15 protein-coding genes, 1 tRNA gene and 1 pseudogene are annotated in these 15,696 nt (G+C 68.0%); 6 read left to right on the top strand and 11 right to left on the bottom strand.

Annotated features, from left to right (window positions below; all coding sequences use genetic code 11):
• The first annotated feature begins 141 nt into the window (after positions 1–141).
• Positions 142–939 carry a transcriptional regulator gene (locus BEN78_01615; protein ASR42293.1) on the top strand — a complete coding sequence of 266 codons (798 nt, stop codon included), beginning with the start codon at positions 142–144 and terminating at the stop codon, positions 937–939.
• 48 nt (positions 940–987) lie between these two features.
• Here the strand turns inward: BEN78_01615 and BEN78_01620 are convergent, their stop codons facing one another.
• The 6 genes and pseudogenes from BEN78_01620 to BEN78_01645 form a co-directional block, all read right to left on the bottom strand.
• Positions 988–1,392, bottom strand: coding sequence for a hypothetical protein (locus BEN78_01620; protein ASR42294.1), 405 nt, complete (start codon positions 1,390–1,392; stop codon positions 988–990).
• A gap of 74 nt (positions 1,393–1,466) precedes the next feature.
• A pseudogene (locus tag BEN78_01625) lies at positions 1,467–3,230 on the bottom strand (gamma-glutamyltransferase).
• On the bottom strand, positions 3,227–3,481 hold the full coding sequence (locus tag BEN78_01630; protein ASR44835.1) for a ferredoxin: 255 nt from the start codon (positions 3,479–3,481) through the stop codon (positions 3,227–3,229). Before BEN78_01630 ends, BEN78_01625 begins: the two are co-directional and overlap by 4 nt.
• Positions 3,482–3,651: 170 nt before the next feature.
• Positions 3,652–4,209: a hypothetical protein gene (locus BEN78_01635; GenBank protein ASR42295.1), complete on the bottom strand. Its 558-nt coding sequence runs from the start codon at positions 4,207–4,209 to the stop codon at positions 3,652–3,654.
• Between the two features lie 40 nt (positions 4,210–4,249).
• A complete protein-coding gene (locus BEN78_01640) occupies positions 4,250–4,744 on the bottom strand; it encodes a pantetheine-phosphate adenylyltransferase (GenBank protein ID ASR42296.1) in 495 nt (164 codons plus the stop codon).
• 73 nt (positions 4,745–4,817) lie between these two features.
• Entirely contained in the window at positions 4,818–5,378 is a 561-nt protein-coding gene (locus BEN78_01645; GenBank protein ID ASR42297.1) for a 16S rRNA (guanine(966)-N(2))-methyltransferase RsmD, read from the bottom strand.
• Between the two features lie 81 nt (positions 5,379–5,459).
• Between BEN78_01645 and BEN78_01650 the strand changes: the two genes are divergently transcribed.
• From BEN78_01650 to BEN78_01665, 4 genes are read left to right on the top strand one after another with little or no spacing between them, the layout of a single operon-like run.
• The gene (locus BEN78_01650; protein ASR42298.1) at positions 5,460–6,794 is read left to right on the top strand and encodes a signal recognition particle-docking protein FtsY; all 1,335 of its coding nucleotides are present in this window, start codon (positions 5,460–5,462) and stop codon (positions 6,792–6,794) included.
• Entirely contained in the window at positions 6,791–8,074 is a 1,284-nt protein-coding gene (locus tag BEN78_01655) for a hypothetical protein (protein ID ASR42299.1), read from the top strand. Before BEN78_01650 ends, BEN78_01655 begins: the two co-directional genes overlap by 4 nt.
• Entirely contained in the window at positions 8,071–9,144 is a 1,074-nt protein-coding gene (locus BEN78_01660; GenBank protein ID ASR42300.1) for an A/G-specific adenine glycosylase, read from the top strand. The genes BEN78_01655 and BEN78_01660 overlap by 4 nt, the downstream gene beginning before the upstream one ends.
• Position 9,145: 1 nt before the next feature.
• A complete protein-coding gene (locus BEN78_01665; protein ID ASR42301.1) occupies positions 9,146–9,421 on the top strand; it encodes an oxidative damage protection protein in 276 nt (91 codons plus the stop codon).
• Here BEN78_01665 and BEN78_01670 read toward each other — a convergent pair.
• The 5 genes from BEN78_01670 to BEN78_01690 form a co-directional block, all read right to left on the bottom strand.
• Complete coding sequence (locus BEN78_01670; GenBank protein ASR42302.1) at positions 9,397–9,888, bottom strand: hypothetical protein; 492 nt, start codon at positions 9,886–9,888, stop codon at positions 9,397–9,399. The two genes, BEN78_01665 and BEN78_01670, sit on opposite strands and share 25 nt — an antisense overlap.
• A gap of 139 nt (positions 9,889–10,027) precedes the next feature.
• Positions 10,028–11,242, bottom strand: coding sequence for a sodium:proton exchanger (locus BEN78_01675; protein ASR42303.1), 1,215 nt, complete (start codon positions 11,240–11,242; stop codon positions 10,028–10,030).
• A gap of 1,571 nt (positions 11,243–12,813) precedes the next feature.
• A complete protein-coding gene (locus tag BEN78_01680; GenBank protein ID ASR42304.1) occupies positions 12,814–13,020 on the bottom strand; it encodes a hypothetical protein in 207 nt (68 codons plus the stop codon).
• Positions 13,021–14,196: 1,176 nt separating this feature from the next.
• Complete coding sequence (locus tag BEN78_01685; protein ID ASR42305.1) at positions 14,197–14,595, bottom strand: hypothetical protein; 399 nt, start codon at positions 14,593–14,595, stop codon at positions 14,197–14,199.
• A gap of 345 nt (positions 14,596–14,940) precedes the next feature.
• Positions 14,941–15,016 (bottom strand) — tRNA-Phe (locus tag BEN78_01690).
• A 143-nt stretch (positions 15,017–15,159) separates the two neighbouring features.
• Between BEN78_01690 and BEN78_01695 the strand changes: the two genes are divergently transcribed.
• Complete coding sequence (locus BEN78_01695) at positions 15,160–15,633, top strand: hypothetical protein (GenBank protein ID ASR42306.1); 474 nt, start codon at positions 15,160–15,162, stop codon at positions 15,631–15,633.
• The last annotated feature ends 63 nt before the right edge of the window (positions 15,634–15,696 follow it).

Raw genomic sequence — 15,696 nt, forward strand, 5'->3', positions numbered from 1 at the left:
GTCGCAACAGAAGAGGACGCAGGGGCGCGGCAATCTGGCATGACGGAGAGTCCGAACGGGGGAGCCGGAGTCTGGCGCCGCCCTCATCCAGTTACAATTTGTCCGCTCATGCTGTTACTAGAAGCAACCGGTGCCTGATCGATGACCCGCCTGCAACGCGCCCGCCCCGAACTGTCGAGCTTCCTGCGGACCTGCCGCGCACGCCTGTCGCCGGGCGATGTCGGCCTGCAGAACGGCGGCCGCAGGCGCACGCCGGGCCTGCGCCGCGAAGAGGTCGCCGCGCTCGCCGGGGTCGGCCTGAGTTGGTACACGTGGCTCGAACAAGGGCGCGACATCGGCGTCTCGTCCACGTTCCTCGACAACCTGGCGCGGGTGCTGCAGCTCGACGCCGCCGAGCGGCGGCACCTGTATCTGCTCGCGCATGCGCGGCCGCCGGCCGAGCCCGGGCGCACGTTCTGTCAGGTCCCGCCCCTGGTCCGGCGCTTGATGGACGACCTCGCTCCGCACGCGGTGCATGTGCTCAACCTGCGCTGGGACGTGCTGGCATTCAATGCGCCGGCCGACGCGCTGTTCGGCTTCGGCGCGCATCCGCCCGAACGGCGCAACCTGCTCTGGCTGCTGTTCGCCGATGAGGCCATGCGCACGCGCCTCGTCGACTGGGACGTCCAGGCCCGCGCCATGCTCTCGAGTTTTCGGCGCGACTACGCCCGCGGCGCACAGGATGTCGACGCTCAGGCCCTGGTCGAGTCCCTGCGTCGGGTATCGCCGGAGTTCGCGGCCTGGTGGGCGCACCACGATGCCGGCGCGCCCTGCAGCGGCGAGCGCCGGCTGTGTGTGGACGGCGTGCCGGCGCCGTTCGAGCACACGATGCTGACGATCGACGAGGAACGTCATCTGCGCATGGTGGTGCACGCGCGGCGCGACCCCGTGGCCGGATGAGAGGGTCCCGCGCCCGGCGTCGATGAAAGTTGCGGTACGCCGCGTGCGCTAGGTCAGCGTCGCCACCGCAATGAAGCGCCAGATACCCAGCCCGGCCATCGTCAGCAGCAGCGCAAAGGTCAGCATCGCGCCACCGAAGCGGCCGATCGAATAGCCGGCCGAGCCGCCGAGCCCGACGGCGTGCAGCACACGCGCCAGCAACAACCCCAGCCCAAGGGTCCACAGCAGCCGGGGATCGAATGCGGCGAGTTCGAGCAGCGCCAGCATCAGCAGGGCCAGCGGCACGTACTCGCCGAAGTTGGCCTGCACGCGGACCTTGCGCGCGAGCACCGGGTCGCCACCGGTGCCGATGCCGACCTTGGCACTGGCACGGTGCAGCGCCACCCGCACCGACAGCGCGACGTACAGCACGACATGCAGCGATGCGATCAACAACGCAATACGTGGGGTCATCGTGTGGGCTCCATGGTGTCCATTCCCCGGGGGCGTGCGTGTTCGGGACGCGCGTTACGGTTGCCTGCAGCCGGCTCGACCTTCGCTGCGCCCACCGGATTGCGCGGGTCGCTGCCGCCGGTCAGCGTGCCGTCGGCACGGTTCCACAGCACGGTCTGCAGATTACCCCACACGTGGCTCGAACCGCGCCCGGCCGCGGCGCGGTCGCCCGGTAGGTCGACCGTATGGCCCATCGCGCGCAATCGCGCCGCGGTGTCGGCGGAGAACGCATTGGACTCGGCCGAGATCGCATCGGGCATCCACTGGTGGTGATAGCGCGGCAGCGCCGCGACAGCCTGGGCGTCGAGTCCGGCGTCGTAGCCGAGTACGCCCAGCAGCACCATCGTGATGATCCGGCTGCCGCCGGGCGTGCCCAGCACCGCGACGCGGTCGGGCGACTCGAGGAAGGTCGGCGTCATCGAGCTCAGCGGGCGCTTGCCTGGCCGCGGCGCATTGGCATCGAAGCCCATGACCCCGAATGCGTTGGGCACGCCGGGCTGCAGCGCGAAGTCGTCCATCTCGTTGTTGAGCAGCACCCCGGTGCCGGGCGCGACCAGGCCGCTGCCGAACAGCAGATTCACTGTCTGGGTGACCGCGGCGCGGTTGCCGGCGGCATCGACGATCGAGAAGTGTGTGGTCTCCTCGTCCTCCAGCGGCGTGGGATCGCCCGAGAGCAGGTCGCTGGGCGTCGCCTTGTCCGGGTTGATCGTCGCGCGCAGCCCGGCGGCGTAGTCGCGGCTGAGCAGCGTGCGCTCGGGGATCTTCACAAAATCCGGATCGCCCAGGTAGAACGTGCGGTCGCGGAACGCGCGACGCATCGACTCGACGACCAGATGCGTGCGCGCGGCATCGTCGAGCGCCGGCAGATCATAGGGTTCGAGGATCTGCAGCATCTGCGCCATCGCGATGCCGCCCGACGACGGCGGCGGCGCGGTCGTCACCGTCCAGTCGTGGTACTGGAAGCGGATCGGCGCCCGCTCGACGACCCGGTATCCAGCCAGGTCCTCGGCGGTCCACTGCCCGCCCTCGGCATTGACCCCGGCCACCAGCTTCTCGCCGGTCGGTCCGCGATAGAAGCCGTCGAACCCGCGTTCGGCAAGCAGCCACAGCGTCTGCGCCAGCTCCGGCTGGCGGAACAGGTCGCCTTCCTGCGGCGCACGGCCGCCGGCCAGGAACACCGCGCGCGTGCCCGGGTACCGCTCCATGACCTCGCGCCGCGACTGGTAGCCGCGCGCGAATCGGGCATAGACCGGGAACCCGTCTTCGGCGATCCGGATCGCCGGGGCCAGCGACTGCGCCAGCGGCAGCCGGCCGTAGCGCTCGGCGATGTGCACGAACGCGGCCGGCAGGCCGGGAATGCCGGCCGACCATGGGCCGTTCTCGGCACGATCGCGGTCGAACTGGCCATCCGCGGTCCGATAGCGATCGGGCTGGGCGCTGGCCGGCGCGGTCTCGCGCGCGTCGATGAACACGTCGCGCCCGGATGCCGCATCGTGCAGCAGGAAGAAGCCGCCGCCGCCCAGGCCCGAGGAGATCGGCTCGACCACCGACAGCACGGCCGAGGTCGCGATCGCGGCGTCGAACGCGTTGCCGCCTTCGCGCATTACCTGAAGGCCGGCCTCGGTGGCCAGCGCATGCGCCGAAGCGACCGCGTTGCCGGGCGGCGTCGCCTGCGTCTGCGCTGCGACCGGTGCGGGCTGCGGACGGACGTCGCGCGCACACGACGGGGCGACCGCCAACAGCAATAGCGAGAGCAGCAGCGCCGGCAGGCCGGCAGCGGGGACACGGGAACGGCTCATGACGACTCCTGCTGCAGGCGCGCGAGCTTGGCCAGCAACTCGGCCTGGGTTTCGGGAAGGTCGGGATCGGGGTCGATGCACTCCACCGGGCACACCACCACGCACTGCGGTTCGTCGAAGTGTCCGACGCACTCGGTGCAGCGCGCCGGATCGATCACGTAGATCTCTTCGCCCTGCGAAATCGCCTGGTTCGGGCACGCCGGCTCGCAGACGTCGCAGTTGACGCAGAGCGCATTGATCTTCAGGGACATCCGCACATTGTAGTGAGTGCGGCGGCGCGCGGCGTCCCATCGCTGGAACCGGGTCACCCAGCAGGCGCGGCACACTCGCGCACCCCGGAAACAGCGACGCCGCCGTGCCCGAGCGGGCAACGACGGCGTCGTGTGGCTCGAGAGCGCCGGCCAGGCCGGCGCCCTGGGGCTTACTTGGCGGTGTCGACGAACACGTACTCCACGCCGGCCGGCTCGACGGCCGCCTTGACGCGGGCGTTGTCGGCTTCCTCGCCGATGAACAGCACGCGCACGCCCTTCATCGTGCCCGGCTCGACTTCCGCGAACGAGGCGACCGTCAGGTCGGCGGTACGCGCCGAATTCAGCCCGGCGTAGATCAGCAGGTTGCCGCGCACGATGCCGCGCGCCACGTCCAGCTTGGCCTTGTCGAGCAGGCGCTCGTAGTTGCCGTCGACCGGGGTGGACAGGTCCGAAGCCTCGCCGTCGGCCGGAGCCTGGGCGTCGGCCGGCGGCGCTTCGGTCATGTTGGCCGGCGGCGGCGGCACCAGGTAGACGTAGGGCGAGTTGTTGATGCCTTCCATGTGGCGGCTGGCGACCTCGTTGAGATAGGCGTTCCACGCCGCCTTGTCCTCGGTGGTCGGCGCCGCGACCGGCGCGGCCTGCGCCTGCTGGGTTTCTTCCTTCTTGCCACAGGCGATGACTGGCAGGACCAGGCAGGCGATCAGCAGCGCGCGGGTGATGGACTTCATGGCATTCCCTCTTGTTTCTCTTGCGTTTGGATGGGCAACGTCAGCGTTGCGAGTGGTTGCGCAGTGCGCGATCGACCGCGGCGGGCACGAACCCCGACACGTCGCCGCCGAGGCGCGAGATCTCGCGCACCAGCGTGGAGGAGATGAAGCCGTACTGCTCGGCCGGCGTGAGGAACAGCGTCTCGACCTCGGGAATGAGGTGCCGGTTCATGCTCGCCAGCTGGAACTCGTACTCGAAGTCCGACACCGCGCGCAGGCCGCGCAGCAGCACGCCGGCCTCGACCTTGGCGACGAAATGCGCGAGCAACGAGTCGAAGCCGATGACCTCGATGTTGTCGTGATGGGCCAGCGCCTCGCGCGCCAGCGACACGCGTTCGTCGAGCGACATCGCCGGGCGTTTGGCCGGGCTTTCGGCCACGCCCACGATCAGGCGTTCGAACAGCGGTGCCGCCCGGTCGACCAGGTCGACATGGCCGTTGGTGATCGGGTCGAAGGTGCCCGGATACACCGCGATGCGTTTGCGACTCGCACTCATGGCTGACGTTCGCTGTCGGGAGGCAGGGGTGCGGCGTGGCGCGGGCGCAAAGTGTAGCAGCGCCGGGCGCGGTTCAGCCGTCCCGGCGCCAGAGCGCGCAATGCGCCTCGCGGGTCGACAGTTCCCGATGCAGGCGCCAGCCGGCGGGCGCCTGCGCCGGCCGCGCCACCGGCGACTCGACGTACAACCAGGCCTGCGGCGCGAGGGCGGCATCGAGCGCAGCCAGCGCCGGCGTCCACAGGTCGGCGGCGAACGGCGGGTCGACGAAAGCGACATCGAAGCCCGCCGCCGGCAGCGCTGCGAGCAGCGGCAACGCGTCGCCCCGACGGACGTCGACCGCCTCCCCGCCAGGCAGACGGGCGGCGACCGCCGACAGCGCGGCGGCCAGGGCCGGGTCGCGCTCGATCAACAGGGCCGAGCGCGCCCCGCGCGAGACCGCCTCCAACCCGAGCGCGCCGGTGCCGGCGAACGCATCGACCGCGCGCGCACCCGGCAATGCCGGCTGCAGCCAGTTGAACAGGGTCTCGCGCACACGGTCGCCGGTCGGACGCAGGCCCGGCGCATCGGGCACGTCCAGCCGTGTGCCGCGCCAGCGGCCACCGACGATGCGGACCTTGCCGGAGGACGGTTTCATCGGCGCCCCGCTGCACGGGGCGTGGAAAATGCGGGTGATACCATGCGCGCCATTCTCCCCCATCCAGGCTCCGACGGCCGCATGGTCAGCTGGTTCAAGCGCGACAAACCCCAATCCGAGGGCGGCCGGCGCCGTCTCACCGACGAGGAGATCGCCGCTGCGTTCGGCGCGCCGACCGCCACGCCACCGGTCGAAGCCCCGACGCCCTCCACGGATCTCGCGCCCGCGCCGGCGGCAGCGCCCGTGGCAGTGCCTGCGGCTCCGTCAGCGCCCGTCCCGGCCACGCCTGCCGCGCCGACGCCTGCACCTGACACCTCGATTGCCGCAACCGCGACGCCCGCCGCGACGCCGATCGCGCCGACCACCTCGCCCGCCGCCGATGCCCTCGCGCCGACACCCGAGCCGGTGACGCCGCCACCGCCGCCGCGCCCTGCGATCTACGACCCCGCCGCCGCGATGGCCGAGGTCGTGTTCGCGACCAAGCCCGCCGCCGCGGCCGGCAAATCAGGCTGGCGCGAGCGGCTGAGCGGCAGCACCTTCGCGCGCAGTTTCGGCGGCCTGTTCTCGCGCAATCCCAAGCTCGACGACGATCTGCTCGACGAGATCGAAACCGCGCTGCTGACCGCCGACGTCGGTGTGGCGGCGAGCACCGAGCTGGTCGAATCCTTGCGCAAGCGCATGAAAGCGCGCGCGTTCGCCGACGCCAATGCGCTGCTGCAGGCGCTGCGCGCCGACCTGGTCGCAATGTTGACCCCGGTCGCCCGGCCGCTGACGATCGATCCGGCCGCCAAGCCGTTCGTGATCCTCACCGTCGGTGTCAACGGCGTCGGCAAGACCACGACCATCGGCAAGCTCGCCAAGCGCTTCAAGGACGAGGGCCACGGCCTGATGCTGGCCGCCGGCGACACCTTCCGCGCCGCGGCGGTCGCCCAGCTCAAGGCCTGGGGCGAGCGCAACAGCGTGGCCGTGGTCGCCCAGGGCCAGGATGCCGACCCGGCCGCGGTTGCATTCGACGCGCTGCAGGCTGCGAAGTCGCGCGGCATCGACGTGCTCATTGCCGACACCGCCGGCCGCTTGCATACCCAGCAGGGCCTGATGGGCGAACTGGGCAAGATCCGCCGCGTGCTCGGCAAGATCGATGCGACCGCGCCGCATGAAGTGCTGATGGTCATCGACGGCACCACCGGCCAGAACGCGCTGTCGCAGTTGCGGCAGTTCAATGCCGCGGTCCAGGTCACCGGCCTGGTCGTGACCAAGCTCGACGGCACCGCCAAGGGCGGCGTGCTGTTCGCATTGGCACGCGAGTTCGGCATCCCGATCCGCTTTGCCGGCATCGGCGAGCGCCCCGAGGACCTGCGCGTGTTCGATGCCCAGGCCTTCGTCGACGCGATGCTGCCGGAGACGCTGGGGACGTGAGCGCCTCGGGGCAGGCGCCGGCCACGCCGGTGCCGCCGCGCCGCCGTCGGCGCGGGCTGAAATGGCTGGTGGGCATCGCCGCCCTGCTCGCGGCCGGCATCGCCGCGATCTGGCTGCTGCTGCCGCCCGAGCGTGCATTGCGTCTGGCGCTCGCGCGCCTGGAGCCCGCCCTCGGTCTGTCGATCCAGTTCGATGGCGCGGTCGACTACCGCCTGCGCGGCACCCCGCAACTGGTGGTCCACGACGTGACCGTGCGCGTGCCGGGCACGCAGGCGCCGATGCTGCAGGCCCGACGCGTGCTGCTGGCGCTGCCCTGGAAGACCATCCGCAGCCGCGGGGCCGATCTGGAGATCACCCGCGTCGAACTCGACGGCCCGCAGTTGCAGCTGCCGGTGCTGCTGCACTGGCTCGACACACGACCGCCGGGCGACGGCGCCCTGCCCCCGTTCACCAACGGCCTGCATGTGCGCGACGGCAGGCTCGACGCCCAGGGCTGGCGCATCGAGGGGCTGACACTCGATGTGCCCTCACTGCACGCCGAGCGCGCGGTCAGCGGCCAGGTCGCTGGCACCGCGATCGTCGACGCGCTGCGTGTTCCGTTCCGCCTGCGACTGCAGGCCGACCGCCCGCTTGCATTTTCCCGGATCGAGGCCCACGGCACGCTGTCGGCCGACAGCGACCAGGGCCGGCTCGATACTAGGCTCGCGCTCGAGGCGACCCGCGTCGATGCCGATGCCCCCGGACTGACGCTGGCGCCGCTACGCCTGGCGATGGACGCCCGCTGGCGCGCCGAGGGCGCCGACCTGCCGTTCGCGTTCGGCCTGCAGGGCCGGCTGGCGTTCGCGGACGGACGCCTGGTGCTGGCACCGATCGGGCTGGCGACCCGCGCCGATGACGTCGTGCCGACCTTCTCCGCCGGTGGCCGCATGGCCTACGACGACGTGCTGGAGATCGCACTCGACGGCCGCATCGCGCATTGGCCGGCGGGCTGGCCCCCGTTGCCCGCCCCGCTGTCACAGACGGACGGCCCGCTGCCGTTCTCTGTCCGCTATACCGGACCCGCGACACTGGGCGCGCCACTGTCGCTGCGCGTGACCCATGCCGGTGCCCGGTTCGACGGCAGCGCGCGCGTGCCCGAGGTACTGCGCTGGCTCGATGCGCTCGACAGCGGCACGCCGGTGCCACCGCTGCGCGGACAGTTGCGGATCGATCGACTCGAGGTGCCGGGCGCGACGCTCGAAGGCCTCGAGATCGACGTCGACGACGGCAGCCCGCCATGAGCGCTTCCTACGCCGCCCGCCTGTTGGCCTGGTTCGACGTCCACGGCCGCCACGACCTGCCTTGGCAGCATCCGCGCACGCCGTACCGGGTGTGGCTGTCGGAGATCATGCTGCAGCAGACCCAGGTGCGGGTGGTGATTCCGTACTTCGAGCGGTTCGTTGCCGCACTGCCCGACGTGCGCGCGTTGGCCGCCGCCCCGCGCGACGATGTCCTCGCGTTGTGGTCGGGGCTGGGCTACTACGCCCGCGCGCGCAACCTGCAGGCCGCCGCCCAGGCCTGCGTCGAACGGCACGACGGCGAACTGCCGCGCGACTTCGACGCGCTGCTCGCACTGCCCGGCATCGGTCGCAGCACTGCGGCGGCAATCCTGTCGCAGGCCTGGGGCGACCGTTTCGCGATTCTCGACGGCAACGTCAAGCGCGTGCTCGCGCGTCACCATGGCGTTTCCGGTTGGCCCGGCCTGCCCAAGGTCGAGAAGACGCTGTGGGCGATCGCTGACACACTGCTGCCGCAGGCGCGAATGGCCGATTACACCCAGGCGCAGATGGATTTCGGCGCCACCCTGTGCACGCGCCATTCGCCGGCCTGTCTGCTGTGCCCGGTCAACGGCGACTGCGTGGCCTTCGCCCAGGGCCGGGTCGAGGAACTGCCCACACCCAAACCGACCAAGACACTGCCTGAGCGCGAAGCGACCGTGCTGCTGCTCGAGGACCGCGATGGCCGCGTGCTGCTGCACCGTCGGCCGCCGACCGGCGTGTGGGCGGCCCTGTGGTCGCTGCCGCAAGGCGAGGATGCCGACGCCGCGCTGGCCTGGCTGGATGCGCATTCGCCAGACGTGATCGACGCCGGCGACCGCGACGCGCCACGCAGGCTGCAGACCGTGCAACACGGCTTCACCCATTACCGCCTGCAGCTGCACCCGCTGCACTGGACCGGCCTCGCCCCGCGCCGCGCCGTGCGCGACAATGACGACCTGCGCTGGGTGGCCCGCGACGAACTCGCGACCCTCGGCATTCCCGCACCGATCCGCACGCTGCTGCTGTCGCCGCGCGTTGCGCTGGAGGACTGACATGAGCCGACGCGTGCACTGCGTCCACGACCAGACCGAGACCGAAGGCCTGGATTTCATCCCCTGGCCGGGCGAACTGGGCAAGCAGGTCTTTGCCAGCATCGGCAAGCCGGCCTGGGCGCGCTGGCTGGCGCACCAGACCATGCTGATCAACGAAAACCGGCTCTCGCCGCTCGACCCCAAGCACCGCGCCTTCCTCGAAGGCGAGATGCGCAAGTATCTGTTCGAGCGGCAGACCGACCGCCCGATGGGCTACGTGCCCGAATCGGAAGGCTGAGCCGCCGGCGCCGACGTATCGGACGGCCGGTCGAGCGAGGGCCCGCCCTCGCGGTTGTGCTTTTCGGCCGCACGCACCGCCTTGACGTCGAGCGGCCGGATCTGGCGGATGTGGCAGGGCATGCTGATCGCACTGCGGCTGTACACCAGTACCTTGTCGAACCGCGCATCGACCCGGCTCATGGTGCTGGTCAACCCGATCGCCGGCGTGTAGGCCAGATCCTGACACGGCCCCGACAGGTCGAGCAGAAAGGCCTCGCCCGGCCGCGTCCAGACCGCGAGCGCGCTGTCACCCAGCGGCGTCCAACCGTTGATCTGGCCCAAGTAGCGGAAATGATCGACCGGCGCGCCGGCATGCGCGTCGTAGAGCGCGTACTTGTCTGCATCGCGTAGACCGGGGCTGGCGCAGGCACCGAGCGTCAGCGCGGCGACCAGCACGGCGGCGAATGGGGCGGGATGGCGGCGCATACGGACCTCCTTCGATCTCGCGCGGTATCCGTCACCGATCATGCGCCCGCCTGCGCGGCGTTCCAGGCCCGCGCCGGCACGCGTTCAGCGCGTGGCCGGCTGATCACCGATCCGGGCGCGCCGGCCTGGACGCGTTCGCCTACCGCCCTTGGGCGGACGACTTGCCCATCCCCAGCGCGCGCAGGCGCGGCGTGGCCATCGGGATCGTGAGCATCGTGCTCATCACCGCCATCAGCAGCAACGCGGTGAACGTCGCGCTCGAGATGATGGCCTTGTCGAGCAGGATGTTGGCGAAAATGATCATGATCAGCGCCTTGGTCTGCAGCAGCCATCCGATCAGCGAGGCCTCGCCAGGCGCCCACTTGAGCAAGCGTCCGGCCAGGTGCACACCGGCGAGCTTGCCCGCCACCGACGCCACCAGCAGCACCAGTGCGGCGACGAACACCGCCGCGCCGCCGACGCTCCATTCGGTGCGCAGGCCGGTGCTGAGGAAGAACACCGGCATCATCACCAGCAGCACGTTGTGCCGCAGCCGGTCCATGTCCTGCTGATCGAACCAGTCCGCATCGATCACCACGCCGGCCAGGAACGCGCCGACCATGAAGTGCAGGCCCGACCAGTCGGCACCGAAGGCGCACACCGCCAGCCAGATCAGCATCACGTACCAGCGGTCGCGTTCGGCAATCGCCCGCATCAAGCGCCGGAACACCACGCAGGCGACTGCGAACGCCAGCAGGAAGCCGACCTGACGCCCGATGCGCTCCCAGTCGAGCAGCACCAAGGCCAGCACGCCCCAGATGGCGATGTCGTCGAGGCTCGCATAGCGCAGGATGCGCTGCCCGATCGGCTGGCGCAGGATGTCGAGCTTCTCCATCAGCAGGATCAGGATCGGCAACGCTGTCACCGCGCAGGCCATGCCCACACCGACCACGAACTGCCAGTCCGCGCCCGACACGCCGATCCAGCCTGGAAAGCGCAGCAGACCGAACGCCGCCAGCGCCCCGAACACCAGCGGCACGCCCAGCGCCAGACCTGCCGTGATGCCACTCTCCCGGCGGTTGACCCAGGCCTTGCTCAGATCGAGCTCGATGCCCGCGATCAACACGAACAGCATCACCGCCCAGGCGCCCAGCCCGTTGAGGATCTGCACCACCTCCGGCCGGAACACGAAGGTGTAGTAGCCCGGGAACGCCGCCCCCAGGATGCCCGGGCCGAGCACGATGCCGGTGAGGATCTGCACCACGACCAGCGGCGCGAAATAGTCCGTGCGCCCCAGGCGCCAGATCAGGAACGGCACACAGAAGATGATCGCCATCGCGATCAGGAACACTTCCATGGTGGTCACTGCGTGCATGCGCGTTGTCCTTCAGCCACCGGGCGGCAGCGAAGCGCGGATTATGGGGTGACGCTCAGGCCGTGTCATTGGCCGCAGGGCTGCTATGACACAGCCGCCGTTAGCCGTCGAGCACCCACATCCCCTCATAGTCCTGACCGCCGTAGAACACGCCGAGGATCGAGACCACTTCCCGTTCGGCATCTACAAGGAGCGCAATCACAGCTGCGCCACGGTAACTCGTGATCCGAAGGTCCGAAAACAGGTCGTCTCGCTTTGTTCCCCGCTCCGGAACGAGCGCCGCCTTCTGCCCGTGAAGCTGATACTGGGTCTATCCGCCTCCCTGAAGAATCAGAGGGGCACGCAATCTTGCAGCGCCATCGGCCGATCCTGAAGGAATTGCGCCACCGAATGCCGCAACGCCTCGGTGCAAGACGCGCAGGCGCGTCAGCAATCCGGTCGAGCGCCCCCCTTCGAGTCGCCTTCAACATCAGCGCAGGCGCTTCCCTGTATCGATGTGCAACTCTTGAGTCGCCAAGCTTGCAATCAGGTGTGCTTGACGCACTGTGGCAGCACCTGTCCTGAGCGGCCAAGTCCAGAAAGGAGAAAGCCCGCATTTCTGCGGGCTTTTCTGTGACGCAATGGTGGCCGGGGAGGGAATCGAACCCGTGACACGGGGATTTTCAATCCCACCAGGTGAGCGCCTAAGTGATTGAGCGCACCATCCCTTTCAGCCTGCTTCATGCAATCCGTGTGTAATCCTGCGCCGACGTGCTCGCTTCGTCGACTTCAGAGTGAGCGCGGCCTACAGCTTGTCCATCGCCTCGACCATCGCCGGTGCGTGTAGCGGCCACCATCACCCTTGATTTCCATCTGCCCATCGCCTGCAGCGTGGCCGCGTCGACGCCGCGTGCATGGCGAGCAAAATGCGCCGTCGTGGGGCCGGCGCCAACCGAGCCTCTAGCTCAGCACTCCTTCAAGCTCAGAAGGTTGTCAGGCGTGTCGTGGTCAGCAACCGTGCGAAGGTACTTCCGACCCCCACCCGTCTTGGCAACGATGACGTCGACCTCGTGGGCCCCAGGCTTAGTGTAGAAGCTCCACTTCCCACTCTCGATACCTGCGATCGCCTCGTCGGTAGTGAGTTTCCAGCGAGTTCCATTGTGATTGGGACCCCCGACGTGAGTGATGCGCTCGTATTTGCTCTCGCGGTTGTTTTTATTGATGCAGTCAATCCGGACTCTGTCAGCCATACCCATCTCCTTGGTTCGCCACGCACCCCCTGTGCGTGGTCACGACCACTTTACTCCAGGCTGACCAGATATCCAGGAGCCCCTCGAAAGGACCAGCCGATGACCAACACGACCCTGCTCGTCGCCCTGACCAAGCAAGCAATCGCCATGCAGCTTGTGCGCGCCGACTCTTCGAAACGAGAAGCCGAGAGCGCTTGAGCTCGGACGGGCCTAAGCCGCCGTAATTCTTGCGCCGCACGTAGAACGTGGCATCCGCAATCCCCATCTTGCGGCAGATCTCGCCGACTGCCGTTCCAAGCTCGGCCGGCTTGAGCGCATATGCAACCCGACGTCCCCCGCCATCTAGTAGCCGCTCGCCTTACAGATGTAGGTCGCGAGCGGGTTGCGGATCAGCAGACGGTTCAGGTCGAGGCTGTCTTCCTCGAAGTCTTCGGCGGGGGATGGGAAGCCCAGCTGCAGAGGTGCTGCACCCAAGGGCAGGAGCACGACCGGCGGGTCGATTGCGGCGTAGCCGACGAACACGGCGGGCGGGTTGATCAGGGCGAACATGGTTGGCTCCAGCGATGGTGCGCACGGTGCCGTGTTGCGGTCTCGCCTGCTGAGATCCACAGGAAAAGCGACAAACTCTTGCCGCAGAGTTATCACCAGCAAAGCCATTGAGGCTGGAGCAAGGGCGGCGCGGGAGCCTACCCGCGCCGCTTACAACTCAACGGATGAAGAGGATCAAGAGCGCAAGCAGCGGCTTGACGATCTTGTTCAGGTCCACCTTCAACCTGAAACTGAGGTCGATCATGTCGATTTCTCGGCAGTGACGCCCCAGGCCGGCCCAAGGCACCGTTGTCGATGTCCTGGCTTTTTTTATCGTCGCGGTGCTACGACGTCACGTCCGCGTGTCGACCCGCTTCCGTGAATTCGGAATTCCTAATGACCTTGGTCTTCGAAAGGCGCGGGCGCGACCCGATATCCTGCGCTATCTGCCTCAAATCGACTGGCATCAGTCCTCCCAATTGAGCAGCCGCTAAGCCACCCTCGGACACCCCGCTAAGGGATCCTAAGCAAGTCACCGACTCACCTAGGAGCTAGGTTATATCAAGGTTGACGCGTTGACACGCTTGACATGCCGCCCTAAACTACTGCCACCATCCAATCGACCAAAATGATTGAGATGGCATCGCCTTCAGCGCTCGATGCGAGCTACTGGTGAGCGATCGAGCGTTCGAAGTCTTTGGCCTTAGTGGCCAGTGGATTTGTTTGTGGGGACGCGCATGGTCATTGAAGACGATGACGATTTTTATTTGAACGATTTTGATTTGGACGAGGATGACTATGAGGCCTCCAGCCGCGAAGGCTGGGAGCACAACATCCTCAAGTGGAACGAGGGCTAAGCCCGCACTATTCATTCGAGGGCACATGTCCCTCAATAGGGCCCCGGCTCGTAAGACCGGTGCCTTCACCGTCTTGATTGGTCCTGTATGGCGAGGTAGCTTTGCTACCTCGCCATACAGGAGTCACTCGCCCACCTGAACGCGCCTTGGGCACTTGTTGACGAAGCAGTCAATTAGTAGGAGGATAGCCCCGTTGCCACGAGCAGCTACAGGCAGTCCCGACCCGGTGCATAGGGGCTGCTGGCCACCTTCTTAGCAAGGTCCCACCCAGAGTGGTTAAGAGACTCCGGCCCGCAATACCTTTGTTAACAAAGAACCCGCGTTGCGGGTTTTTTGTTGTCTATCGTTTGGGTGCGTTGACGAGTACGTCTATGAGGCTCGTGGGCGTTGATCGGGCGATCTGCTCATCCATATCGAGACGTACGTAGGCGCTCTCAATAACCATCAGCGTGAACCGGGGGCGCCACTCGACGCGCAGCCAAATGGAGTAATGGCCTTCGGGCGAGGCGCGCTTCACCGCGAAGTGGTTGTGATGCCTCGTCGGATAGACGTTCCGCTCGTCCAGCTTAGCGACAAGGCCCGGCAACATGAAGCTGTCTCGATGACGATCAAGACAGAAGACCCTAGGATCCGACGGGCGCTCGGCCCAGGTGTAAAGATGCTCGGACTTGTAATCCGCGACCTTTTCGACCGATCGGCTGAAGCAGTGATGCGAGTACTCCACTCGGACGTCTAACACTCGTGCGGGCCGCCCAGGCTTTCCCAGCTCAGCAGGCACTTCCGGCGCACTGAACTTCAAGAAGCTTGGGTGGAGGTGCTTGAGGTCATAGTGGATGCCGTCTTGAACATGACTCACCCACCGCCGAGTAGGGCTAAACGTCGCCATTCCTGCTTCCCTTCAGCGCCCCAGCGGGACTGCCCATTCCTAGAGCAGCTCAGATGCCTCATTTCGGACCTGCTGCAGCGACACCGCACGAAGAGACAGTGATTCGCCAGAACAGGCACACAACGGGCACCACGAGTGCGCGTCAGAAAAAGAAAAAGGCCCGCATCTCTGCAAGCCCTTGATCCTCAAGCCTCGCAATGGTGGCCGGGGAGGGAATCGAACCCCCGACACGGGGATTTTCAATCCCCTGCTCTACCAACTGAGCTACCCGGCCACTGCGGGACGCGCATGATACGGGGCGCGCCGAAGAACGGCAACCGTTTCGTGACCGTCCCTGTTCGAGGGCGCCCCGGCCAGGCATCGGCCAGGCGCGGCGACGCGTTAACATCGTGGGCCCACCCTCGACGGAGCGCTGCGATGAAGCCGTGGAAGTTGCTGACGATCCTGCTGGCGACCTGTGTGGTCGCCGCCTGCGCCACCAGCCCGCGCCGCGTCTCCGAGCCGGCGGCGAGCATCCAGCAGCTGAGCGTCGCGGCCGATGGCAGTTGGTCGGTGGATCTGCGGGTGCAGAACTACAGCAGCGTGCCGATGCGCTTCGAGTCCATCCGGCTCGACCTGACGGTCGGCGGCGACGCGGCCGGCACGCTGGCGTCCTCGACCCCGATCACGATCGGGCCCGAGTCTGCCGATGTGCTCACACTAGCGTTCGCGCCCAGCGCGCAGGCGCGGCTGCAGACGGCCGATGCGCTGGCCGCCGGGCGCAGCCTGCCCTATCGCATCGACGGCACGCTGCGCGCCGCCCCCAACGACCGCGGTGCCGCCCGCGACTACACCGTCCGCCGCGACAGCGCGCTCAGCCCCGTGCCGGGCCTGCCCGGCGTGCTGCGCTGATCCCGGCGCACGTCCAACCGCGCACGCATCGCGTGCCCGCCCTCCTCTTGCAAGAGCCGACGC

The sequence above is a fragment of the Xanthomonas citri pv. mangiferaeindicae genome (genome assembly GCA_002240395.1).
GTDB lineage: Bacteria > Pseudomonadota > Gammaproteobacteria > Xanthomonadales > Xanthomonadaceae > Luteimonas > Luteimonas citri_A.